Source organism: Faecalibacterium sp. AF28-13AC, from assembly GCF_003478405.1.
Lineage (GTDB): Bacteria > Bacillota > Clostridia > Oscillospirales > Ruminococcaceae > Faecalibacterium > Faecalibacterium prausnitzii_E.
This window is the reverse complement of the sequence record NZ_QUFG01000002.1, coordinates 166,893-190,085: the sequence shown is the minus strand read 5'-3', so window position 1 is coordinate 190,085 and position 23,193 is coordinate 166,893. Positions and strand designations below refer to the sequence as shown.

The 23,193-nt window shown below is 60.5% G+C and carries 20 protein-coding genes; 8 read left to right on the top strand and 12 right to left on the bottom strand.

Annotated elements, in window-relative coordinates:
- Positions 1-116: 116 nt before the first annotated feature.
- The 4 genes from glgD to DWY95_RS03405 all read right to left on the bottom strand — a co-directional run bounded on the left by glgD (position 117) and on the right by DWY95_RS03405 (position 6,139).
- Positions 117-1,244, bottom strand: a complete 1,128-nt coding sequence (glgD, locus tag DWY95_RS03420; RefSeq protein ID WP_118552368.1) for a glucose-1-phosphate adenylyltransferase subunit GlgD — start codon at positions 1,242-1,244, stop codon at positions 117-119.
- Entirely contained in the window at positions 1,238-2,431 is a 1,194-nt protein-coding gene (locus DWY95_RS03415; RefSeq protein ID WP_097791593.1) for a glucose-1-phosphate adenylyltransferase, read from the bottom strand. Before DWY95_RS03415 ends, glgD begins: the two co-directional genes overlap by 7 nt.
- A gap of 84 nt (positions 2,432-2,515) precedes the next feature.
- On the bottom strand, positions 2,516-4,783 hold the full coding sequence (gene glgB, locus DWY95_RS03410) for a 1,4-alpha-glucan branching protein GlgB (protein ID WP_118552366.1): 2,268 nt from the start codon (positions 4,781-4,783) through the stop codon (positions 2,516-2,518).
- Positions 4,784-5,074: 291 nt separating this feature from the next.
- On the bottom strand, positions 5,075-6,139 hold the full coding sequence (locus DWY95_RS03405; protein WP_223382454.1) for a 3D domain-containing protein: 1,065 nt from the start codon (positions 6,137-6,139) through the stop codon (positions 5,075-5,077).
- 632 nt (positions 6,140-6,771) lie between these two features.
- Between DWY95_RS03405 and DWY95_RS03400 the strand changes: the two genes are divergently transcribed.
- Both DWY95_RS03400 and DWY95_RS03395 read left to right on the top strand, forming a co-directional pair.
- Positions 6,772-7,401 (top strand): GH25 family lysozyme, encoded by a 630-nt coding sequence (locus tag DWY95_RS03400; RefSeq protein ID WP_158577514.1) that lies wholly within the window; start codon positions 6,772-6,774, stop codon positions 7,399-7,401.
- 34 nt (positions 7,402-7,435) lie between these two features.
- Positions 7,436-7,681 carry a phage holin gene (locus DWY95_RS03395; RefSeq protein WP_118552362.1) on the top strand — a complete coding sequence of 82 codons (246 nt, stop codon included), beginning with the start codon at positions 7,436-7,438 and terminating at the stop codon, positions 7,679-7,681.
- Between the two features lie 148 nt (positions 7,682-7,829).
- Here DWY95_RS03395 and rpsI read toward each other — a convergent pair whose 3' ends face one another.
- Together rpsI and rplM are read right to left on the bottom strand one after the other, a co-directional pair.
- Positions 7,830-8,228 (bottom strand): 30S ribosomal protein S9, encoded by a 399-nt coding sequence (rpsI, locus tag DWY95_RS03390; RefSeq protein ID WP_097791584.1) that lies wholly within the window; start codon positions 8,226-8,228, stop codon positions 7,830-7,832.
- Positions 8,229-8,245: 17 nt separating this feature from the next.
- Positions 8,246-8,674 (bottom strand): 50S ribosomal protein L13, encoded by a 429-nt coding sequence (gene rplM / locus DWY95_RS03385; RefSeq protein ID WP_097791583.1) that lies wholly within the window; start codon positions 8,672-8,674, stop codon positions 8,246-8,248.
- 287 nt (positions 8,675-8,961) lie between these two features.
- Between rplM and DWY95_RS03380 the strand changes: the two genes are divergently transcribed.
- From DWY95_RS03380 to lepA, 3 genes are read left to right on the top strand one after another with little or no spacing between them, the layout of a single operon-like run.
- Positions 8,962-9,531 (top strand): hypothetical protein, encoded by a 570-nt coding sequence (locus tag DWY95_RS03380; protein ID WP_118552360.1) that lies wholly within the window; start codon positions 8,962-8,964, stop codon positions 9,529-9,531.
- A 31-nt stretch (positions 9,532-9,562) separates the two neighbouring features.
- Positions 9,563-10,759 carry an alanine racemase gene (gene alr, locus DWY95_RS03375; protein ID WP_118552358.1) on the top strand — a complete coding sequence of 399 codons (1,197 nt, stop codon included), beginning with the start codon at positions 9,563-9,565 and terminating at the stop codon, positions 10,757-10,759.
- A 37-nt stretch (positions 10,760-10,796) separates the two neighbouring features.
- A complete protein-coding gene (lepA, locus tag DWY95_RS03370) occupies positions 10,797-12,608 on the top strand; it encodes a translation elongation factor 4 (RefSeq protein WP_118552356.1) in 1,812 nt (603 codons plus the stop codon).
- An 81-nt stretch (positions 12,609-12,689) separates the two neighbouring features.
- Here lepA and DWY95_RS03365 read toward each other — a convergent pair whose 3' ends face one another.
- Genes DWY95_RS03365 through glmM form a run of 3 tightly spaced genes read right to left on the bottom strand, consistent with a single transcriptional unit; the run spans position 12,690 to position 14,844 of the window.
- A complete protein-coding gene (locus DWY95_RS03365; protein WP_118552354.1) occupies positions 12,690-12,965 on the bottom strand; it encodes a hypothetical protein in 276 nt (91 codons plus the stop codon).
- An 11-nt stretch (positions 12,966-12,976) separates the two neighbouring features.
- Positions 12,977-13,432, bottom strand: coding sequence for an InlB B-repeat-containing protein (locus tag DWY95_RS03360; protein WP_118552352.1), 456 nt, complete (start codon positions 13,430-13,432; stop codon positions 12,977-12,979).
- Positions 13,433-13,458: 26 nt separating this feature from the next.
- Positions 13,459-14,844, bottom strand: a complete 1,386-nt coding sequence (gene glmM / locus DWY95_RS03355) for a phosphoglucosamine mutase (RefSeq protein WP_118552350.1) — start codon at positions 14,842-14,844, stop codon at positions 13,459-13,461.
- Between the two features lie 300 nt (positions 14,845-15,144).
- Here glmM and DWY95_RS03350 point away from each other — a divergent pair, with 300 nt between their 5' ends.
- Positions 15,145-16,266, top strand: coding sequence for a glycosyltransferase family 4 protein (locus DWY95_RS03350; RefSeq protein WP_118552348.1), 1,122 nt, complete (start codon positions 15,145-15,147; stop codon positions 16,264-16,266).
- A 45-nt stretch (positions 16,267-16,311) separates the two neighbouring features.
- On the opposite strand, the gene DWY95_RS03345 is transcribed toward DWY95_RS03350, so the two are convergent.
- Positions 16,312-17,895: a RecQ family ATP-dependent DNA helicase gene (locus DWY95_RS03345; RefSeq protein ID WP_118552346.1), complete on the bottom strand. Its 1,584-nt coding sequence runs from the start codon at positions 17,893-17,895 to the stop codon at positions 16,312-16,314.
- A gap of 231 nt (positions 17,896-18,126) precedes the next feature.
- Between DWY95_RS03345 and DWY95_RS03340 the strand changes: the two genes are divergently transcribed.
- Positions 18,127-19,152 (top strand): glycosyltransferase family 2 protein, encoded by a 1,026-nt coding sequence (locus DWY95_RS03340; protein WP_118552344.1) that lies wholly within the window; start codon positions 18,127-18,129, stop codon positions 19,150-19,152.
- Between the two features lie 265 nt (positions 19,153-19,417).
- A complete protein-coding gene (locus DWY95_RS03335; protein ID WP_243082560.1) occupies positions 19,418-20,719 on the top strand; it encodes a cation:proton antiporter in 1,302 nt (433 codons plus the stop codon).
- Between the two features lie 52 nt (positions 20,720-20,771).
- Here the strand turns inward: DWY95_RS03335 and DWY95_RS03330 are convergent, their stop codons facing one another.
- Complete coding sequence (locus DWY95_RS03330; RefSeq protein ID WP_118552342.1) at positions 20,772-21,308, bottom strand: DUF5662 family protein; 537 nt, start codon at positions 21,306-21,308, stop codon at positions 20,772-20,774.
- Positions 21,305-23,191, bottom strand: a complete 1,887-nt coding sequence (locus tag DWY95_RS03325; RefSeq protein WP_118552340.1) for a glycosyltransferase family 2 protein — start codon at positions 23,189-23,191, stop codon at positions 21,305-21,307. Before DWY95_RS03325 ends, DWY95_RS03330 begins: the two co-directional genes overlap by 4 nt.
- Positions 23,192-23,193: the final 2 nt, after the last annotated feature.

Here is a 23,193-nt window from a genome sequence, read left to right as displayed (position 1 = left end):
TTTCAGAAAAGCGGTTGAAACAAAGAGTGGGCGGGGGCAAAGCTGCCCCCGCCCCTCTTTCCGAGAGGGGCTACCGGGGAGGGAGCCGCCCCTGTGAAAAAATCAAAGGAAGCGCATCAGACCATGTGGTTCTTCTGCACGTAAACAGGGAAGCTCTCGGTGCCGGACAGCTTCTTACCAGCGGTCACGCGGACATTCTTGTCGGTGACGACGCACTCCAGCTGCGCATTGGCTTCCACGATGGTGTCCTGCATCAGGACGCAGTTCTTGACGACCGCACCCTTCTTGACCTTGACGCCGCGGAAAAGCACACAGTTCTCGACCGTGCCCTCGATGACGCAGCCGTCGGCCAGCAGAGAGTTCTCCACGCAGGAACCGTTGACGTAGCGGACGGGGTTGTCATCGCGGATCTTGGTGTAGATGGGGCTCTCCTTGGGGAACAGAGCGTTCAGGTTCTTCTCGTCGATGAGCTTCAGATTCTCGTCGAAGTAGCTCTTCATATCGCAAATGTGGGCCACATAGCCGGTGTACTCCACAGCGCGGATGTTCAGGATGTTGACGTTGTGTGCCAGGATGTCGCGCTCAAAGTAGATCAGGCCGCGGGCGGTGGCGTCCTTGACCAGCTTGATCAGGGTCTCGCGCTCCAGAACGTAGATGTTCAGGTCCAGATTCTGGATGCCGGAGCGGTAATCGTTGAACAGCAGCTCGGTCACGCGGCCGTCGGCATCAACGGTCAGGGTGTAGTTGTCGTTCTTGCGGCCTTCGGGGATCTCGGTCTTCTGGTATGCGATGGTCACATCGGCACCGCTGGCCTGATGAGCGGCCAGCAGAGCGTTGAAGTCGTAGTTGATGGCAATGTTGGCATCGCTCATGACGACGTAGCGCTCCTTCTGATTCTCCAGGAAGTTCAGGATGGAGCCCAGAGCCTCGACACGGCCGGAATAGATGCGCACACCCTTTTCTGCAAAGGGAGGCACAATGTTCAGGCCGCCGTGACGGCGGGCCATATCCCACTCACGGCCGGTGCCCAGATGGTCCATCAGAGAGTGGTAGTTCTTGCGCACGACGATGGACACGTTGGAAATGCCGCAGTTCGCCATGCTGGACAGCACGAAGTCCACCATGCGGTAACGGCCTGCAAACGGGATGGATGCCATCGCGCGCTCGGTCACGAGTTCAGGCACGGTGGTGTCATAGCTGTTGGGGAAAATGATACCCAACGCATTGTTGTTCTGGCTCAGCATACTTCCTCGCCCTCCTTGACGGAATCAAATACTTTGGCGCCCTCTTTGACGGTCGCGCCTGCACCGACGGTCAGGCCGGTGCCCACATGTGCGATGGCGCCGTCGCCGCCGATCTTTGCACCGGCACCCACGACGACATCCTCAGCGAGGATGCAGCGCTTGACCACAGCGCCCGCCTTGACCACGACGCCGTCCATCAGAACAGCATCTTCCACGGTAGCGCCCTCTTCCACGACGACGCCTGCGCTCAGGACCGAGTGCCGGACATTGCCGTAGATCTTGCAGCCCTCTGTGACGAGGGAGTCCTGCACGACGGCGCGGGGGCCGATCTTCTGGGCCGGCAGAACGGGGTTGCGGCTGTAGATCTTCCAGGTCTTATCGAAGATGTCGATGCCGGAGTTCTCCGGGTCGAGGACCTCCATATTGGCCTCCCACAGGCTGTCGATGGTGCCGACGTCGCGCCAGTAGCCTGCAAAGCGGTACGCATACATCCTGCGGCCGTCACGCAGCAGGGCCGGGATGATGTTCATGCCGAAGTCGTTCTTGGAGTTGGGGTCTGCCTCGTCCTCTTCCAGATACTTCTTCAGGACGTCCCAGTTGAAGATGTAGATGCCCATGGAAGCCAGGTTGGACTTCGGGACCGGGGGCTTCTCCTGGAACTCGGTGATCTTGTCGTTCTCGTCTGCGACCATCAGGCCGAAGCGGGAAGCTTCCTTCCAATCGACTTCCATGACGGCGACCGAGAACTCTGCGCCCTTCTCTTTGTGGAAGCGGAGGAAGTCTGCATAGTCCTGCTTGCAGATCTGGTCACCGGACAGGATGATGACATACTCCGGGTCATAATTGTCGATGAAGCTGATGTTCTGGTAGATGGCGTTTGCGGTGCCCTTGTACCAGTCGGTGCCCTTTGCCTGCTCATACGGCGGCAGGGTGTGCACACCGCCGTGCAGGCGGTCGAGGTCCCAGGGCTGGCCGTTGCCGATGTACTCGTTCAACTTCTGGGGCTGATACTGGGTCGCGATGCCAACGGTATCAATGTTGGAGTTGACGCAGTTGGACAGCGGGAAGTCCACGATGCGGTATTTGCCGCCGAAACCGACCGCCGGTTTTGCCGTTTTCTGTGTCAGCGCATACAAGCGCGAACCACGTCCGCCGGCAAGGATCATTGCCACAATTTCTTTTGCCATAGCTTTATTCTCCCCTTTTACACATTTCCGAGTTGGTTTGGAATTGGAAATGGTCTAACGATGTGAATGGTCTGTGCGCACGGCTCACTCTTTGGGCTCTGCTGCCTTTTTGGCGCGGGGCTTGCGGGTGGGCTTTGCCGGTGCAGCGTCTGCCGCAGGGGCAGCTTCTGCTTTGGTCTTGCGGGTGCGCTTGGGCTTTTCCGCAGGCGCAGCCTTCTCGGCCGGTTCGGCCTTTGCGGAGGTCTTTCTGGGTTTTGCGGCCTTAGCCGGTTTCTCTGCCTTGGCGGGCTTTTCGGCCTTTGCGGGCTTTTCCTCCGCGGCCTTCTCCGTCTTCGCCTTGGTGGCGCGGGTGGTCTTTTTGGGGGCCTTTTCGGTCTTGGCAGTGGTCTTTTTGGAGGCTGCCTTTTCGTCGGCCTTGGCCGGGTCTGCCGCCTTGCGGGTGCGCTTGGTGGGCACCTCGAAGTAGAGGGTGCTCATGGGCGGCAGGGTGATGGTGATGCTCTGTTCAAAGCCGTGCAGCGGCTTCTTGTGGGTGCGGACGGCCTTGTTGTGGACCGCGCCCGAACCGCCGAAGGCTTCGTCGTCGCTGTTCAGCACTTCCCTGTAGGTGCCCGCCACCGGTGCGCCCAGGGTGTAGCCCTCACGCAGGACGGGGTTGAAGTTGCAGACGATCAGGATCTGCTTGCCCGCTGCATCCTTGCGCAGGAAGGCGACCACGCTCTGCTGCGAGTCGTCCGGCACGATCCACTGGAAGCCTTCCCAGCTGTAATCGATCTGCCAGAACGCCGGATGCTCTTTGTAGAAGGCGTTCAGGGTCTTGACGTAGTTCTGCAGCTCGGTGTGCTTGTCGTAGCCCAGCAGCATCCAGTCCAGCTGCTTGTTCTCGTTCCACTCGGCGAACTGGCCGAACTCCTGGCCCATGAACAGCAGCTTCTTACCGGGGTGGGCCATCATGTAGCCGAAGAAGGTGCGCAGGTTGGCGAACTTGGCCTCGTACTCACCGGGCATTTTATTGATGAGGCTCCCCTTGCCGTGGACGACTTCGTCGTGGCTGATGGGCAGCACGAAGTTCTCGCTGAAGGCATAGAAGAAGCTGAAGGTGACTTTGTTGTGGTTGCCGGCGCGGAAGAGCGGGTCGGTCTTCATGTAGCTGAGCATGTCGTTCATCCAGCCCATGTTCCACTTGAAGTTGAAGCCCAGGCCGCCGTCCGATGCAGGCTTGGTGACCATCGGCCAGGCCGTGGATTCCTCCGCGATCATGTACTTGTGGGGGTGGCGGCCCAGGACGGTATCGTTCAGCTTGCGCAGGAACGCAACGGCTTCCAGATTTTCCTTGCCGCCGTCCTTGTTGGGCTCCCATTCACCCTGCTTGCGGTTGTAGTCCAGATACAGCATGGAGGCCACGGCGTCCACGCGCAGGCCGTCGATGTGGTACTGCTCCAGCCAGTACAGTGCGCTGGAGATGAGGAAGCTCTGCACCTCGCTGCGGCCGAAGTCGAACACCATGGTGCCCCACTCCTTGTGCTCGCCGCGCTTGGGGTTCGGGTCCTCGTAGCAGGGCTCGCCGTCAAACCGGTACAGGCCGAACTGATCCTTCGGGAAGTGCGCGGGCACCCAGTCCATGATGACGCCGATGCCGGCGGCATGGAGCTTATCCACAAAGGCCATGAGGTCCTTGGGGGTGCCGTAGCGGCTGGTGGGTGCAAAATAGCCCGTGACCTGATAGCCCCAGCTGCCGTCAAAGGGATATTCCATGACCGGCAGCAGCTCGACATGGGTGTAGCCCATCTCGGTGATGTACGGGATAAGCTGGTCGGCCAGCTCGGAATAGTTGTAGGGGATGTTCTCGCCCTTGGTCTTCCAGCTGCCCGCGTGCATCTCGTAGATGTTCATCGGGCCGTTGATGACATCGGCCTTCTTCTGGGCCTCCTGCCATGCGGCATCGTGCCACGCAAAGCCGTTCAGGTCGTAGACCTTGCTGCCGTTGGACGGCCGGGTCTCGGCGTGGAAGGCATACGGGTCAGCCTTGTAGACAAGGTCGCCCGCGCGGGTGGTCACGCAGTATTTGTAAACGTCATATTCCTTCATGCCGGGGATGAACAGCTCCCAGACCGAGTCCTGATCCACCTTGTGCATCGGGTGGCTGCCCGGCTTCCAGCTGTTGAAATCGCCCACCACGCTGATGGCGGCGGCGTGAGGTGCCCAGACGCGGAACACGACACCGGACTCTCCGGCGCGGGTCTCGATGTGTGCACCGAAGTAGCGGTATGCTTCGCAGTTATTGCCCTGCTTGAACAGATAGATCGGCAGATCCGATGGATCCGTATGGATTTTTTCTTCCGTCGGTTTCATAAACAGCTCCTCCCCGTACAGGCCGCAGAGGGGCCTATACCTTTTTACTCTCTTATATTAAAGAATTTTGGCACATTTTTCAAGGCTTTTTCCGGAAAATGTACCATAATCTTTTCTAGGATATTTTAGTGATATGGACAACCTGGCCAAATTTATGCAAAAATTATAGGTAAACCTGACGGAATATAAAACAAAAAAGAACATCTGCGCCCGTTCTCTGTGCAAAATGCAGCAAAGAGCGGGGGCAGATGTTCTGTTCATTCCGTGTGCGCAGGGGGTGGTTCCAAAGACTCAGTTCACAACGTAAACATTGACCTGGATCGCCCCATTGATGACCGACTCGGCGTAGGTCTCGTAGAACAGGTCCACGAGGATCTCGCCCTTCTGAACGGCGATGCCGGTGTCGGTCGCGATGGCGTAGCCGTAAACGAAGCGGCCATCGGTGGAAGTGATATACAGCAGGGTGCCGTAGGGGATGACGTCCGGGTCCACGGCGACCGTGCCGTAGCCCAGGCCTAGACCGGACGAGCCCTTGCCGGACTTGGAATAGTAGCCGGTGGCTTTGCCGGTGAGGACCCTGCTGTAGGAAGCGGGCGCATTGGTGGTGCCGTCCGTGCCGGTCAGCGGCGAGACGGGCGCACCGGCACCGTAGGTCTTGACGACATGATTGGTGGGCTCCACCGTGGTGGTCACATCGACCACCATGCTGTTTTCCAGCTCACCGTCCACCCAGCGCTCGCGGGTGGTCACAGCCTGCTGGCCCTCCGAGCCGTGCTGTAACGTGGTGGCACGGCCGGTGTTGCGGAAGTACAGGCTGGTGTAGACATACTCGGTATCGTAGGGGATGGCCTGCGTCTCGACCTTATCCTGATAATCGACGCGGTGGACCACGATGCTGCTGCCTGCTGTGACCAGCTGGTCCAGTGCAGGCTCGGTGTAGTCCTCTTCATCCAGGGTGATGCCGGCGCGTTCCAGCGCATCGGCAACGGTGCCAAAAGCCATCCTCACCGGATACTCCTGGTCGTCGGCCTGGATGGTCACGGTGAATGCGCGCTCGATGTTCAGGGAAGCCAGGCTGCCGCTGAACGCGGTGTAATAGACATGGTCACCCTCTTCGGCCTCCATGCCGGAAAGGCTCATCACGCGGGCGGGGTCGCTGTCAGCGTCAGTGCTGACCACCAGCTGCCGCGCACCATAGGAGTCAGTGACGTAGGTCAGCCGCAGATTCGCGGCGGTCACGGCCAGCGTGAACAACAGGCTCACGGCCATGACGCAGAACGCCAGCACACGGGGGGCGGCGGCACGGGTGCGGCCGCTCAATGCTTTTTGAAATTTGACGGAAGCGATACGGAACAACTCCTCTCTTTTTACAGTTTGGAATACGATGCGGGCCTTCCAATACCCGCCGTGGCACGGAGTTTCTTCACTCCGTATTCGGGAGCCGCAGTGCGGCTTTTCACTTCAATGTGATGAATTTTATACGCTGCAACGTCCGTTGAGCGGAAGCTATTTTAGCAGACCAAAACCAATTTGTCAAATTTGACATTTCCAGTTTGCCAGATTCTTAACATAGTTTTTTGTGAATTTTGTACACAGTTTTCCCGGATGCGCGAAATTTTCGAGCGATTCTTCCCGATTTTTTTGCAAAATCCGGGCATGATTTGTTCACAATTTTTTAACATCCAAGTGCTGTTTCAAGGCCAGAAATCGACCGAATTTCCCTTGATTTTTGTCATCACAAACCATTCACAGACGCCATTTTCCGCCCGAAAATGCACCCAGAATTACTCCCAAAAAGGCCCTGTTCTGCCCCTGCTTTTCTGCCCCGGAAACACCCCTTGGCAAAATGCCGAACGGCAAAGATTCGCAAGAAAAAAGACCACACTTCCGCATTTCGTATCCCGACTGTACAATCGGGGCAACAGCAGAAAGGAGGTCTGTTCCATGACACAAACACCAGATTCGACTCACCGCCCGGAGGCCATCCGATGACCCCGCTGCGGGTGCTGGATGTCTCACGATGGCAGGGCCGCATAGACTGGGACGCGGTGCAGCGTTCTGGCACCATTGACGGCGTGATGCTGCGGGTGCTGGGCAGCCGAAACGGCCAGCCCTACCCCGACCCGCAGTTCGAGCGCAATCATGCTGCCTGCACGGCGCGCGGCATCCCGGTGGGCGGCTACTATTATACCTGCGCCGTCACCTCCCGTCAGACCGAAGCCGAGCTCAACGCCCTGCGGGCCGCGCTGCGCGGGAAAACGTTCCAGCTGCCCCTTGCCATTGATGTGGAGGACGCCCGGCTGCGCTCCCTCTCCCTTGCCGCGCTCGCGCAGCGGGTGGCCCAGGCCGCCGCCCAGCTCGAAGCCTGGAATCTCTACGCCATGGTCTACACCTACACGAATTTTGCGGACACCGCCCTTGCGATGGATGCACTCACCGCCTACGACCTCTGGCTCGCCGATTACCGCGGCAAGCGCCCCACCCGCCCCCACGGGATGTGGCAGTACACCAGCACAGGCCATGTGGCGGGCATCGACGGCCCTGTCGATCTGAGCCGCGCCTACAAGGACTACCCCGCCCTCTGCCGCCGCGCAGGGCTTGGCCGCTTCTCCGGCTGAGCCCCGCACATCACCCGGAACGAAAGGAGTTTTTATGAAGCACAAGATCTCGCCCTCGACCATTGCCCGCACCGCCGCGCTGGCGCTGGCCCTGACCAACCAGATCCTCAGCGCCACCGGCCACGCGGTGCTGCCCATCGAGTCGGCCCAACTGGAGCAGCTGGTCTCTACCGGCCTGACCGTGGCCGCCGCCCTCGTCAGCTGGTGGAAGAACAACTCGTTCACCCCGGAGGCCATCGAAGCCGATGACTACTTCTACAAACTGAAGAGCGGCCAGTAAACAGATGAGGGCCCGGTGCATGGCGCACCGGGCCCTCCGTGCTGTCCGGGGCCGCGATGCAGCCGCGCACCCCCGTTCAGCGAAAAAACAGCTATAACAAAAACAACCCTGCCGAAGCAGGGTTGCAAAAATACATTTTGAGGGTAAATCAGCGCTTGCTGAACTGAGGTGCGCGACGAGCAGCCTTGAGGCCGTATTTCTTACGTTCCTTCATACGAGGATCGCGGGTCAGGAAGCCAGCCTTCTTCAGGACTGCACGGTTCTCATCGCTCTGCTGCAGCAGGGCGCGGCTCAGGCCGTGGCGGATCGCGCCAGCCTGACCAGAAACACCGCCGCCGGAAACGCGGACGACGACGTCATACTTGCCCTCCAGGCCCAGCAGGACCAGCGGAGAACGGACGATCAGCTTCAGGGTCTCCAGACCGAAGTAGCTGTCGATGTCGCGATCGTTGATGGTGATCTTGCCGGTGCCGGTGTAAACGCGAACGCGGGCAACGGAATTCTTACGACGACCAGTGCCGTAGAAATAAGGTTTGGTTTCGTACATATTCGATTGCCTCCTTCTTAGAACTCGATCTTTTCGGGCTTCTGAGCTGCCTGAGCATGCTCAGCACCCTTGTAGCAGTGCAGGCGGGTCAGAGCCTTGGCACCGATGGTGTTGGAAGGGATCATGCCCTTGACCGCGTAGGTCATAGCCAGATCGCTGTTCTCAGCCATCAGCTTGCTGTACTGGACCTTCTTCAGGCCGCCGATGAACTTGCTGTGGGTGATGTGGAACTTCTGCTCGGCCTTCTTGCCGGTCAGGACAGCCTCGTCACAGTTGATGACGACGACGTAATCGCCGCAATCGACGTTGGGGGTGTAGTTGACTTTCTGCTTGCCGCGCAGCAGAACAGCAGCCTCAGCAGCGACGTGACCCAGGCTCTTGCCGGATGCGTCGAGCAGATACCACTTGCGCTCGACTTCAGCGGGCTTTACGAGAGTAGTGCTCATATCTATTTCCTCCTGATAAGTGTTTTAACGGTTCAGGCACCCTTTTGGGGCGCGAGTGTCAGTATACATCACAAAAACGCGCCTGTCAACAGAATTTTTTGATTTTTTCGGTGCAAACTTTTCATTCTCTCGTTTTCGCTTGAAATCTCTTGAAATCTCGCGATTTCAGATTTCGGATTTTTCAACTGATTTTTTGCCGCTGCGGGCGGATTTCTGGGGCGGGGCGCTACAATTTTGCCCGGAGATGTGCTATACTATATTTGATATTGTAAAAAGGAGACTATTCCATGCCGAAGAACATTCACACGCAGGACTCTTCCCAGCAGCGGGCATCCCGGCTGCTGCTCGCCATGGGCGTGATCGTGCTGGTCGGTGCGCTGGCTTACTTTGTGCTGACGCTGGTCGTCAACCGCCGCACCCCGGCAGCCCCCGACACCCACTACACCGCCGACAATGGCATCGTGCTGGACTACGAAAGCGCCGTCTGGCCCGTGTGCGAGATGACCGAGGACGACACCCTCGGCCATGCCCTCAAGCTGGCCTCCGGCACCGACAGCGACAACGCGAACTATCAGATCGTGCTGTTCCAGCGGGGAGACGCCTCGACCTACGAGGATTACATCGGCCAGTCCGAATCCGACCTGAAGAGCGCTTACGGTGTCATCAGCCCGCGCAAGGTCAAGATCCAGATCGAGGGGGCCACCGTCACCGCCGTGCGCTGCGACATCCAGACCTATTATGCAGTCCTTGCCACCGTGGAATACGACAGCGGCGATGTGGTCTATGTTTCGGGCCTGACCAAGCTGGCCTCCATCAGTGATATCGTGAATCTTGTAGAGAGCGTTTCCCTGACCTGAGGGCCGCTCACAGAAAAGGAAGGGATCTTCCATGCCGACAACCACCTTTGAAAAACACGTCTGGGCCGAGATCGACCTCGACGCCCTGCGGGCCAACTTCCGGGCCGTGAAGGAGCGGGCGGGCGGCCTGCCGCTCTGTGCCGTCGTCAAAGCCGACAGCTACGGCCATGGGGCCGTCCAGTGCTCCCGCGTCTTCGCCGAGGAGGGCGCGGCCTGGCTGGCCGTCAGCTGCCTGACCGAGGCCTTGCAGCTGCGCAATGCCGGGCGGACGCTGCCCATCCTCATTCTGGGCCATGTGGAGCCGGAGTACACCTCCGCCCTCATCGAGAAGCACATCACCGCCGCCTGCTACTCGCTGCCGCAGGCAAAGGCCCTGAGCGCTGCCGCCGAACGGGCGGGCGGGACCGTGGACATCCACCTCAAGGCCGACACCGGCATGGGCCGCATCGGCTTTGCCCTGCGCACCGATTTTGACCGGGCCATCGCCGAGATGCTGGAGGTCTGCACCCTGCCCGGCCTGCGGATGACCGGTCTGTTCCAGCACTTCGCCGTGGCCGACGACACCGATGCCGGGAATGTCGCCTACACCGAGGAGCAGTACCAGCTCTTTCTTCGCGCCTACCGCGCCTTAAAGGCCGCCGGGCAGGAGCCGCCGCTCGTCCACTGCGACAACTCCGCCGGGGTCATGCTCCATCCCGACTGGCCAAGCAGCGCGGTCTCCGTGCCCTGCATGGCCCGCCCCGGCATCATTTTATACGGCTTCGACCCCAGCGACGAAGTCCGCTTCGGGAAGTTCCGCCCGGTCATGAAACTCAAGACCGTGGTCAGCATGGTCAAGGAGCTGCAGCCGGGCCAATCCACCAGCTATGGCCGGCGCTTCACCGCCGAAACCCCCACCAGAGTGGCCACCCTCTGCACCGGCTACGCCGACGGCTACCCCCGCCTGCTGAGCTGCGGCAAGGGCATCGTGGAAGTCCACGGCGTCCCCTGCCCGGTGCTGGGCCGGGTCTGCATGGACCAGCTCATGGTGGATGTCACCGCTGTGCCCGATGTGCAGGAGGGCGACGAGGCCATCCTCTGGGGCGGCACCGTCAGCGACAGCGCCGAGGACATCGCCCGTAAGACCGATACGATCTCCTACGAGGTGCTCTGCGGGGTCTCCCGCCGGGTGCCCCGCGTCTACCTCGAACACGGCCGGATCATCGCCGTGGAGGACTGGATCTTATAATCAATCGAACACCCACTATTTTCCGTTGGAGGAACAGATGGCAAGAGACAACATCCGCAATTTCTGCATCATCGCACACATCGACCACGGCAAATCCACCCTGTCGGACCGCATTCTGGAGCTGACCAAGAGCGTGGACGAGCGCACCATGGAGGACCAGATCCTCGACAACATGGACATCGAGCGCGAGCGCGGCATCACCATCAAGGCCCGCGCCGTGACCATGAACTACACCGCCAAAGACGGCAAGGTGTACGAGTTCAACCTCATCGACACGCCGGGCCACGTAGACTTTGCCTATGAAGTCAGCCGCAGCCTGGCCGCCTGCGAGGGCGCGATCCTGGTGGTGGACGCCACCCAGGGCGTCGAGGCCCAGACGCTAGCCAACACCTACATGGCGCTGGAACACGATCTGGAGCTGGTGCCCATCCTGAACAAGATCGACCTGCCCAGCGCCCACCCGGACGAGGTGGCGCAGGAAGTGGAAGACGTCATCGGTCTGCCCTGCCTGGATGCACCCCGCGTCTCGGCCAAGACCGGCCTGAACATCGACCAGGTGCTGGAGCGGGTGGTCAGCGACATCCCCGCCCCCACCGGCGACCCGGACGCCCCCCTCAAGGCCCTGATCTTTGACAGCATCTACGACAGCTACAAGGGAGTCATCGTCTACATCCGCGTCTTCGAGGGCTCCGTCAAGCCCGGCGACACCATCCGCCTGATGGCCACCGGTGCCCAGTTCACGCTGGTGGAGGTCGGCCACATGGGCGCGACCAGCCTGACCCCCTGCGACCAGCTGCAGGCCGGTGAGGTCGGCTACCTGACCGCCAGCATCAAGACCGTGCAGGACACCCGCGTGGGCGACACCGTCACGCTGGCCAACCGCCCCACCGCCGAGGCCCTGCCCGGCTACCGTCAGGTCAAGCCCATGGTCTTCTGCGGCATCTACCCCGCCGACGGTGCCAAGTACCCCGACTTGAAGGACGCGCTGGAAAAGCTGCAGCTGAACGACGCCTCCCTGACCTTTGAGATGGAGACCAGTGCGGCTCTGGGCTTCGGCTTCCGCTGCGGCTTCCTCGGCCTGCTCCACATGGAGATCATCACGGAGCGTCTGGAGCGCGAGTTCGACCTCGACATCATCACCACCACCCCCAGCGTCCGCTACCGCCTGACCCTGAACGACGGCACGGTCGAGATGATCGACAACCCGTCCAGCTATCCGGACCCGTCCACCATCGTCAAGCAGGAGGAGCCGTTCGTGGACGTCCACCTCTACACCCCCAACGAATACGTGGGCAGCCTGATGGACCTCTGCCAGCAGAAGCGCGGCGTTCTGGCCGACATGAAGTATCTCGACGACGTCCGGGTGGACCTGCACTATGCACTTCCGCTGGGCGAGATCGTCTATGACTTCTTCGACGCCATCAAGAGCCGCAGCCGCGGCTATGCCAGCTACGACTATGAGTTCAAGGAGTACCGCGAGAGCGACCTTGTGAAGCTGGACTTCCTGCTGAACGGCGACCCCGTGGACGCTTTGTCCATGATCGTCTTCCGCGACAACGCCTACGGCAAGGGCCGCCGCATCTGCGAAAAGCTGCGGGACAACATCCCCCGCACCCTGTTCGAGATCCCGGTCCAGGCTGCCATTGGCGGCAAGATCATCGCCCGCGAGACCGTCAAGGCCATGCGCAAGGACGTTCTGGCCAAGTGCTACGGCGGCGACATCACCCGCAAGAAGAAGCTGCTCGAAAAGCAGAAGGAAGGCAAAAAGAAGATGCGCCAGCTCGGCAGCGTCTCCCTCCCCAGCGAGGCCTTCACGGCCGTGCTGAAGCTCGACAGCGATGACGATTAAACGTTCCCATCGCATCCCATAGACAGCAAAGACCCCCTGTGCAGCATCCCATCCTGCACAGGGGGTCTTATCGTTTGTCGGTTACTGTCCAAACTCCTTCAGGCACTTCTTGATGCCTTTCAGAGAAGAGATGACGATCATGCCATAGCCGTATGCCTGATACAGCTCATTGATGCAGGCCATCGTGACCATGAGCACCTCCCAGGCGGCCTTGAGGTAGGGCTTGGCCGGGCGGAGGGTATTTTTGACTGCGGTGACGGTGTTTTCGAACCAGGCGGGGGCACCGCCGCAGATAGATTCCAGCTCCTCCTGCGGGATCGCTGCGCACTGGGCGGGCAGTTTCAGTTTTTGTTCCATTCCAGTCCCTTTCACATTGCAAGGCCTACCGCGACCAGCACCAGCATGCCGCCCACGATCAAAATCGTGCCCTTATGGCGCTCCAGAATGCCCGCAACGGTGTCAGCCGGAGCCGTCGGCTCGGTGGGCACCTGGTCGATGGGGCTCCACTGCGCGTAGACGGTGGCCTCTTCGCCGGAGAACACGGTCTCACCCGCGACGATGGCGCTGCCGCCCACGATGTCGGTGAACCAGCCGTTGAAGGTGTAGCCCTCCATGGTGGGGGTGGGCAGGCTGGACAGCTTGCCGTCGGCATTGGTACGCTCCACCACCGAGATGCCGGTGCCGCCGCAGGCGTCAAAATAGATGATGACCTTTCCGTCGTTCTCGCTCTCGTCCAGCGGCTGGGCAGCCAGCGCCGCCGGGGCCAGCACACACAGTGCTGCGATGCACAGCAGCACTGCGAACATCTGTTTTGCTCGTTTCATTGCACTTCCTCTTTTTGAGGCGTCGTTCAGACGCCATACCCTTGCGCCTTGATGACCTCCACGACCTGCGACACGTACTTCTGGCAGGTGTTGTGGTCGGGGGCTTCCACCATAACGCGGACAAGCGGCTCCGTGCCGGACTCACGGACCAGAATGCGGCCGGTGTCGCCCAGTGCTTCCGCCACCGCCTTGACGGCGGCCTGCACAGCAGCATCGTCCTGCGCCGCCTTCTTGTCGGTCACGCGGACATTTTCCAGCACCTGCGGATAGATGGTCAGCGGCTCGGCCAGCTTGCTCATGGGCAGCTTTTTGGCCAGCATGACTTCCATCATCTTCAGGCTGGTCAGGATGCCGTCGCCGGTGCTGGCATACTGGCTGAAGATGATGTGGCCGCTCTGCTCGCCGCCGATGCGGCAGCCGTTCTTGGCCATGTACTCGTAAACATACTTATCACCGACGGCGGTCTTGGCGTAGCCGATACCCTTTTCGTCAAAGGCCTTGTACAGACCGAAGTTGGACATCACGGTCGTGACGACGGTATTGTTCATCAGCTCGCCGTGTTCCTGCAGGTAGCAGCCATAGATGTACAGGATGTGGTCGCCGGTGATGACATTGCCCTTCTCATCCACGCACAGGCAGCGGTCAGCGTCGCCATCGTAGGCAAAGCCGACGTCGAGATGATTCTCGACCACGAACTTCTGCAGGCCCTCGATGTGGGTGGAACCGGCATTGTTGTTGATGTTCAGGCCGTTCGGCTTGTTGTTGATGACATAGGTGTCGGCACCCAGTGCATCGAACACAGACTTCGCGATGTTCCAGCTGGAACCGTTGGCGCAGTCCAGGCCGACCTTGATCCCCTTGAAGGAGTAGATGCCCAGGCTGATGAGGTAGCCCATGTAGCGGTTGCGGCCTGCCACGTAGTCCACGGTGCAGCCGATGTGCTCGCGGTGAGCAAAGGGCAGCTCCGGCCAGTCCTGATCGAAGACGTGGAGCTTGCCGTCGATGTAGTCCTCGACCAGCAGCAGGGTCTCTTCGGGCATCTTCTCGCCGTAGCAGTCGATGAGCTTGATGCCGTTGTCGTAGAACGGGTTGTGGCTGGCCGAGATCATGATGCCGCAGTCGAAGTCGTCCACGCGGGCGATGTAGGCCACAGAGGGCGTCGTGGTGACGTGCAGCAGATAGGCGTCTGCGCCGGAGGCCGTCAGACCGGCACAAAGGCTGTACTCAAACATGTAGGAGCTGCGGCGGGTGTCCTTGCCGATGACGATGCGGGCAGGCTCATTGTTGCCGTTGCGCTCGCGGAGCTTGTTGTAATACCAGCCAAGGAAGCGGCCCACCTTGTAGGCGTGGTCGGCGGTCAGCGTGATCCCGGCTTCGCCGCGGAAGCCATCGGTCCCAAAATACTTTCCCATAAAGATCCTTCCCTTTTCGTTCTATATAAAATAAGGATTCGTTCAGCAAGATCGTTCTGCACCTTATATCATAGCATATTGACGCAGAAGTTTCCATCCTGAATTTGGATTTTCCCAAAAGCAGTGGAAACCTTCCAGAATATTCCATAAATTTCATCCTTTCGACATGGTTTTGCAAATTTTCGCAGATTCTCTATTTTTTCTTGACCTGAACCGCAAAACTGTGTAGAATGAAAGATATATCAGAGCATCGCAGGGCTTGCCGATGCTCCTCTACAACAGACAAAGGAATGGTCAATCATGCGGATCGCAATGCTCGGCCACAAGCGCATCCCCTCCCACGAGGGCGGCATCGAGGTCGTCGTTGAAGAGCTGGCCGCGCGGATGGTCGAAAAGGGGCATCAGGTCACCTGTTTCAACCGTACCGGCCAGCACGTCAGCGGAAAAGAATATGAAGTGCAAAAGCTGGACGAATACCGTGGCATTCGCATCCGCCGTGTGCCAACACTGGACAAAAAAGGGCTTGCAGCCGTTACATCCAGCTTTTTTGCCAGCCTTGCGGCGGCGCTCGGCCCTTACGATGTCGTGCATGTCCACGCCGAAGGCCCGGCCGCTTTCTGCTGGCTGCCCCGGCTGTTCGGCAAGCGGGTCGTCCTGACGGTCCATGGGCTGGACTGGGCGCGGGACAAGTGGAAGGGCAGCTTCGGCTCCTGGTACATCCACTTCGGCGAGAAGGTCGGTGCCCGGTTCGCACACGAGATCATCGTGCTCAACCACAGCACCCAGACCTATTTCCGCGACACCTATCACCGCGAGACCCACTACATCCCCAACGGCGTCAACCGCCCGGCGTATGCCCCGCCGGAGCTCATCCGGAAACGGTTCGGGCTGGAATACGGTTCCTACCTGCTGTTTCTGGGCCGTCTGGTGCCGGAAAAAGGCTGCCACCATCTGTGCGAAGCCTTCAGGCGGCTCAAGACCGACAAGAAGCTGGTCATTGCGGGCGGCGTGTCCGACTCCGGCGATTACATAAACACCCTGAAGGCTCTGGCCGTCGGTGATGACCGCATCCTCTTCACCGACTTCGTGGACGGCGCGCTGCGGGATGAGCTGTACAGCAACGCCTATCTGTTCGTTCTGCCCAGCGACCTGGAGGGAATGCCCCTCAGCCTGCTGGAGGCCATGAGCTACGGCAACTGTGTGCTGGTATCGGACATTGAGGAATGCACCAACGTCATCCATGACCGGGGGATCACCTTCCGCAAGGGAGACGTGAACGATCTGGAAGCCAAGCTGCGCTATGCCATCGAGCACCCCAACGCAGTCCGGATGTTCAAATGGCTCTCCTCGGATTACATCTGCGACCGCTTCCAGTGGGACAAGGTCGTGGATGCGACCCTGAAGCTCTACCAAACAACCTGAACCATCTCAGGCCCACCGGCAGCGCCGGTGGGCCTGTTCGTTTTTTCAGCCCCGACTCTCCACCATCTCCTCGATGACGCGGAGGAAGTCGCGGCCATAGTGGGCGGCTTTCTTTTCGCCCACACCGGTGATGTTCAGCAGCTCGTCAAGGCTGAGCGGCTTTTTCCGGGCCATCTCGCGCAGGGTGGCATCGTTGAAGATCATGTAGGCAGGCACCTTCTGCTTTGCCGCCAGCCGCTTGCGCAGAGCGTACAGCGCGCCCAGCAGCGCTTCGTCCGCTTCGCTCAGGGGCGCATCGTCTGCATTGCGGCGGCGGCCGCCAGCCAGACGTCTGGCGCTGGCAGCGGCCCGTTCTCTGGCCTGCGCCGCCTGCTGCTCCACCTGTTCTGCCGCCTGTTCGGCCAGCAGGCAGTTGGAGCAATTGCCGCACTTCTGCGGTGCAGCCTCGCCGAAGTAGCTCAGCAGAAAGCCCCGCAGGCAGCGCGGTGTGGTGGAATAAAAGGTCATATACTTGAGCCGCTCTTCGGCCTTGCGGGCGGCTTCGGCCTTGACATCGGCGGGCAGGCCGTTGTCGGCCTCCATCTCCTTTTCGATGAAGAACCGGATCGTCCGCACATCGGTACCGGAGTAGAGCAGGGTGCACCGGGCCGGTTCGCCGTCGCGGCCGGCCCGCCCGGCCTCCTGATAGTAGCTTTCCAGATCCTTGGGCATGTTGTAGTGGATGACGAACCGGACATTGGGCTTGTCGATCCCCATGCCGAACGCATTGGTCGCCACCATGATCTGGATGCGGTCGTACAGAAAGTCGTCCTGATTCTGCCGCCGGGCATCAGGGTCGAGCTTGGCGTGGTACGCCGCCGCCCGGATGCCCCGGCTCTGCAGCAGGCGGGCGGTCTCGTCCACCTGCCGGGTGGTGCTGCAATAAATGATGCCCGCATGGTCCCGCTCCCTGAGCACCAGTTCCAGCAGAACGCGGGGCTTCTCGCTGGGCAGGGCGCGGCGGGTCTCGAAGTAGAGGTTCGGGCGGTCGAAGCTGGCCGTGACCTCGTAGGGGTCTTTCAGTTCGAGGCAGCTCCGGATATCATCCCGGACGTGGGCCGTGGCCGTCGCCGTGAACGCCCCGATGACCGGGCGCCTGGGCAGGCCGTCCACGAACGCCTTGATGCGGAGATAGCTGGGGCGGAAGTCCTGCCCCCACTGGCTGATGCAGTGGGCCTCGTCCACCGTCACCATGCTGATCTCCCGCTCCTGCGCGAACCGCTGGAAGCCCGGCATCTCCAGCCGCTCCGGGGCCACGTAGATGATCTTATACCAGCCCTCCCGCGCACGGCGGAGCATCAGAGCTTTCTGGTTGTCGGTCAGGCTGTTGTTCAGGAACGCCGCTGCCACACCGGCCTGCACCAGCGCCCCCACCTGATCCTTCATCAAGCTGACCAACGGCGAGACCACGATGGTGATGCCCGGCAGCAGCAACGCGGGCACCTGGTAGCAGATGGACTTGCCCGCACCGGTGGGCATCACGGCCAGAACGTCCTGCCCGGCCAACAGCCGGGAGACGATCTCCTCCTGACCGGGGCGAAAGCCATCATAGCCGAACACTTTTTTTAGAATCGAATGCGGGTTTTCCATGCGTTCCTCCGTTATACTCTATGAGAGCTGCCTTCGCAGCCCTCTCAGTATACCACAAAACGGCCGGTTTCGCAGGGGGATGGCCTCGTTTTTTGCCGGAATGCGCGAAATAACAAACGGATTTTTTCCAATGGATAGCTTTTCAGGCGCGAAAATGATATAATAAGAACACATATCTCCATCCCGGCCAATGCTGTGCCGGATCTGATGAAAAAAGGAGTATTTCAACCTATGCAGAAATTGATCACCTTTGCCGTCCCGTGCTACAACTCGGCGGCCTATATGCGCCACTGCATCGAGACCCTGCTCTCCGCCGGGGAGCAGGCCGAGATCATCCTGGTGGACGACGGTTCCGTCAAGGACGAGACCCCGGCCATCTGCGATGAATACGCCGCCCAATACCCCACCATCGTCAAGGCCATCCATCAGGAGAACGGCGGCCACGGCGAGGGCGTGAATCAGGGCATCCGGAACGCCACCGGCCTGTATTACAAGGTCGTGGACAGCGACGACTGGCTGGACACTGCCGCCCTGAAGACCGTACTGGCCAAGCTGCAGACTCTTGTAGCCCGCGGCACCGCCCCCGACCTGATGATCTGCAACTACGTCTACGAGCATGTGGAGGACAACACCACCCACACCGTGCGCTACACCAACGTCTTCCCGGAGAACCGCCTGTTCAGCTGGATGCACGTGGGCCACTTCCGCCCGGACCAGAACCTGCTGATGCACTCGGTCATCTACCGCACCCAGGTCCTGCGGGACTGCGGCATGGTGCTGCCCAAGCACACCTTCTATGTGGACAACATCTTCGTCTACCAGCCGCTGCCCTACGTCAAGAGCATGTACTACATGGATCTTGACCTCTACCGCTACTTCATCGGCCGCTCGGACCAGAGCGTGAACGAGAGCGTCATGGTCAAGCGGGTGGACCAGCAGCTGCGCGTGACCCGACACATGATCGCCTGCCAGGACCTCGACGCCCTCAAGAACGAAAAGCGCCTGCGCGCCTACATGCTGCACTACCTTTCCACGATGATGGCCGTCAGCGACATCTTCCTGCTGCTGGACGGCAGCGCCGAGGCGCAGGCCAAAAAGGCCGACCTGTGGAAGTATCTCAAGGAGAACACCAAACCCGATGTCTACCGCGCCATTCGCTACGGTTTCGGCGGCATCACCAACCTGAACTTCCCCAAGGGCGACGCCATCGTGGTGGGCGGTTACCGCATCGCACAGAAGATCTTCAAATTCAATTGAGACAATTCCTGTTGCATTTTTTGCACAAATGTTTCCAAAACCGGGCTGCTGTCGTTTTCAGCAGCCCGGTTTTTGCTTGTATCCAAGCACGTTAAGAAAACTTCAGATTTGAAGCAGATGAACTGTTGTTGCTTTTTTGCTTACAATGGAGTATAATTTTTAGGCATCATTTCAACGCGCAGCGCCCGGCGGCCCGGCATCCGCCCCGCTTGCAGCACATTCAAAGGAAGGATCGGGGAGCCGAACGGTAAAACGCGCTCCCGCAATGAACATGGAACAATTACTCATCTGTCTGTCCCTCGCATTGATCGCGGGGCTTCTGATGTCCCGGCTGGCCAAGGTCGCCCACCTGCCCGCCGTGACGTCGTATCTGGTGGCAGGCCTGCTGCTGGGGCCCTTCTTTCTGGGGCGTCTCGGCCTGAGCAGCTGGGGCATCGGCTTCGGGAGCCTGGCTCAGGTGGAGAGCTACGGCCTCATCACCCAGGTGGCGCTGGGCTTCATTGCCTTCGTCATCGGCAACGAATTTCGTCTGACCACGCTGGAAAGCATGGGCCGGCAGGCCATCACGGTCGGCATCCTGCAGGCCGTCGTCACCACCGCACTGGTGGATCTCGCGCTGGTCATCCTGCACCTGCTCCGCCCGGATGTCATCTCCATGGCCTCGGCCATCACGCTGGGTGCGATCGCAGCGGCCACGGCCCCGGCCGCGACCCTGATGGTCGTCAAGCAGTACAAGGCCAACGGCCCGCTGACCCACCTGCTGCTGATGGTCGTCGCCATCGACGACGCCGTCGGCCTCGTCCTCTTCTCTGCCTCTTTCGGCGTGGCGAACGCGCTGGAACAGGGCCGCATCGACCCCCTCAGCGTCATCGTGGAGCCGCTGGTGGAAATCGTCCTCTCACTGGGTCTGGGTGCGCTGGCCGGTTTTGTGCTCAACCAGCTGGAGATCTACTTCCACTCCCGCTCCAAGCGCATGAGCCTTTCGGTGGCTTTCGTTCTGCTGACGGTCGGCCTCTCCATGGTCACATTCCAGATCGGGCCGGTGCACTGCGGCTTTTCGCTGCTGCTGGTCTGCATGATGACCGGCACCGTCTTCTGCAACATCTGCCCCACGTCCGATGAGCTGATGGACCGTCTGGACCGCTGGGTCTCGCCGGTCAACATCCTGTTCTTCGTGCTCAGCGGTGCCGAGCTGGATCTGAACATCCTCTCGAACCCGCTGGTGCTCCTCATCGGCGTGGTGTACATCGCATCCCGTTCGCTGGGCAAGATCTCCGGCTCTTACTTCAGCTGCCGCGCCACCCGCTGCAGCGACAACATCCAGAAGTATCTCGGCATCACCCTGCTGCCCCAGGCCGGCGTTGCACTGGGCATGGCGGCCGAAGCCGCCGAGCTCTCCGACGGCCACATGGTGCGGAACGTCGTGCTCTTCTCGGTGCTCGTGTATGAGCTGGTCGGCCCGACCCTGACCAAGATCAGCCTGACTGCGGCGGGTGAGATCGAGCCGGAAGGCCGCACCAGCGCCCGCACGGCCAACAAACCCGAAGCTCCGGTCACACTGGACTGATAAATTCGACTGACAAAAAGACCTCTCCGAACACAGCCGGAGAGGTCTTTTTTCAGTAATCCGTTTGACAGCCGAGCAGGAACTTCATGTACGCGAAGGTCCGCTCCTGGCCGAGGTCGCGCACCATTTTCAGCAGCTTTTCGAGCAGGGCGCGGGTCTCCGGGTGGAGCATGTAGTGGCCCTTGCTTCGGTCGTAATATTCCCACGGCGAGGCGTCGGTGTACCGGTCGCCCAGATAGATCCGGCTGGCCGCGATCCGGTCGCAGACCATCTCGCAGACATAGCGCAGGGGCATCTTCATGCCCGCCATGCCGGATTTGTTGGTGCTGTAATCGATCCAGTATTCCAGATGGTGCTTGTTGCGGCCCTTGTGGTGGAGCCACGCCGAGGAGTAGCCTCTGGCCTCCCGCTCGGCCTCATTGGGGCTGTGGTCGCCCTGATAGTAGATGCAGCCGGGGATGAACTCCGTGGGGCTGTATTTGCTCAGGTCGTGGGCCAGGCCCTGTTCGTACAGACCGCATTCAAAGCAGTATTTCATCACCAGCAGCTTGTGCCGGGTGATGGTCTCAAAATGGCCTTTGATGTTCATGCTTCGCCTCCACGAAAACGTACGGTCACCGTTCCCTCTTTCAGCCGCCGCAGATCGTCGCTCTCCGAGAAATCCTCCCGGTCGCGGGTCAGATTGGGGTTGTAGTAGGGGTCGTCCAGGATATCCTCTTTGCCGTGGATGGCATAGAGCCGCTGCTGTTCCGCCGCGAACCGCGCCGCCTTGGCCGGGTCTTTCTCGTCGCCGCCGCGGCTCTTGCTCTCGTAGTGGACCAGCTGTGCATAGGGCGTCCAGGCGATGCGGTAGCCCGCATCCCGCACCCGCAGGCAGAAGTCCACATCGTTGAACGCCACCGCGAACTGCTCATCCAGCCCGCCCACTTCGTCGTAGACGCTGGCCCGGACCAGCAGGCAGGCCCCCGTCACGGCGGAGAAGTCCTGCACGGTGGCGGTGCGGAACAGGTAGCCGCTGCCGCCCTTCTGCTTATACTTGTGACTGTGGCCCGCATAGCCGCCCAGACCCGTGATGACGCCCGCATGCTGCAGCGTATCGTCCGGATAATAGAGCATGGCACCGCAGATGGCGGCACCACCCTTGTGGGCGCACTGCCGCAGCAGTTCGGTGAGCCAGTCTCCGTTCAGGACTTCCACGTCGTTGTTGAGCAGCAGCAGGTACTCGCCCGCAGCCGCTTTCCGGCCGAAGTTGTTGATGCCGGAGAAGTTGAAGCCCTGTTCCGGGTAGGTGACGACCCGCAGGCCGTCGTACCGCTGCTTTGCCGCTTCGTAGTAGGCAAAGGTCGCCGGGTCGGTGGAGTTGTTCTCGATGACGATGACCTCGTAATTGTCCCACGTCGTCTTCTTCCAGATGCTTTGCAGGCACTTTTCCAGATCGGCGGTGTGGTCCTTGTTGGGGATGAGGATGCTGACCTTCGGGTCGCCCTCGATGTCCCACTTCACGCGGTAGGTGCTGGGGAAAAGCCCATCCTCCACGGTGCCGGTCCGGCCGGTGCGGGCCAGATGGTCGGCCAGCGCCTTTTTTGCGGCTTCGGCCACGTAGGGCTTGGCCTCGGTGCCGCCGGACGTAGACCCGGCGTGGACCCGCCAGTAATAGAGCACCTGAGGCACATGGGCCGCGCCGCCCACCAGCTCGATGAGCCGGAGGAAGAGGTCGTGGTCCTGGCTGCCGTCGCAGGCCGGGCGCTCACCGCCCACGGCCTCCCACAGCGTTTTCCGGAAGACGGCCAGATGGCAGATGTAGTTGCAGCAGAGCAGGTAGTCCGGGGCATAATCCGGCTTGAAATGCGCCACGATGGGCCGCTGGATGGTTTTGGAGAAGAGCGCTTCGTCGCTGTAAAGGAAGCCGTCCGGCTTTCCCTGTGCCCGCAGCTGCAAAATGGCCTTGCCCATCGTGTACAGCGCATGGGGGGCCAAAATGTCGTCGTGGTCGGCCAGCGCAAGATATTCGCCCGAAGCAAGGGCTGCGGCCGCGTTCGTGTTGGCCGCAATGCCCCTGTTTTCGATCTTTTTGTATACGATGCGTTGATTCTTCGCCTGATATTCCTCCACGACCTGCTGCACCCCGGCGTGTTCCGCATCGGACGCATCGGCCAGGCAAAGCTCCCCGTTGGGGGCCGTCTGCCCAAGGAAGGAATCCAGAAATTCCCGCAGGTATCGTTCCGGCGTATTATACAGCGGCGTCAGGATGGAGATGGTCGGCAGGCCGCAGGTGTCTGCCGTCTTCCCGGTCCGTTCGGCGCGCTGGGCTTCCAGCACCTTTTTGGCGGGCAGATAGCGGGCCTTTTTGCCAAAGCAGCGGCGCCGGACGAAGCCCGCGCCCCGCACCAGCATGGTGCCCAGGCCCTCGTCCTTCGTCAGCTGGACGGCATAGCCCGCCAGCTCTCTGGCGCGTTTCAGTCGTACATTCATCG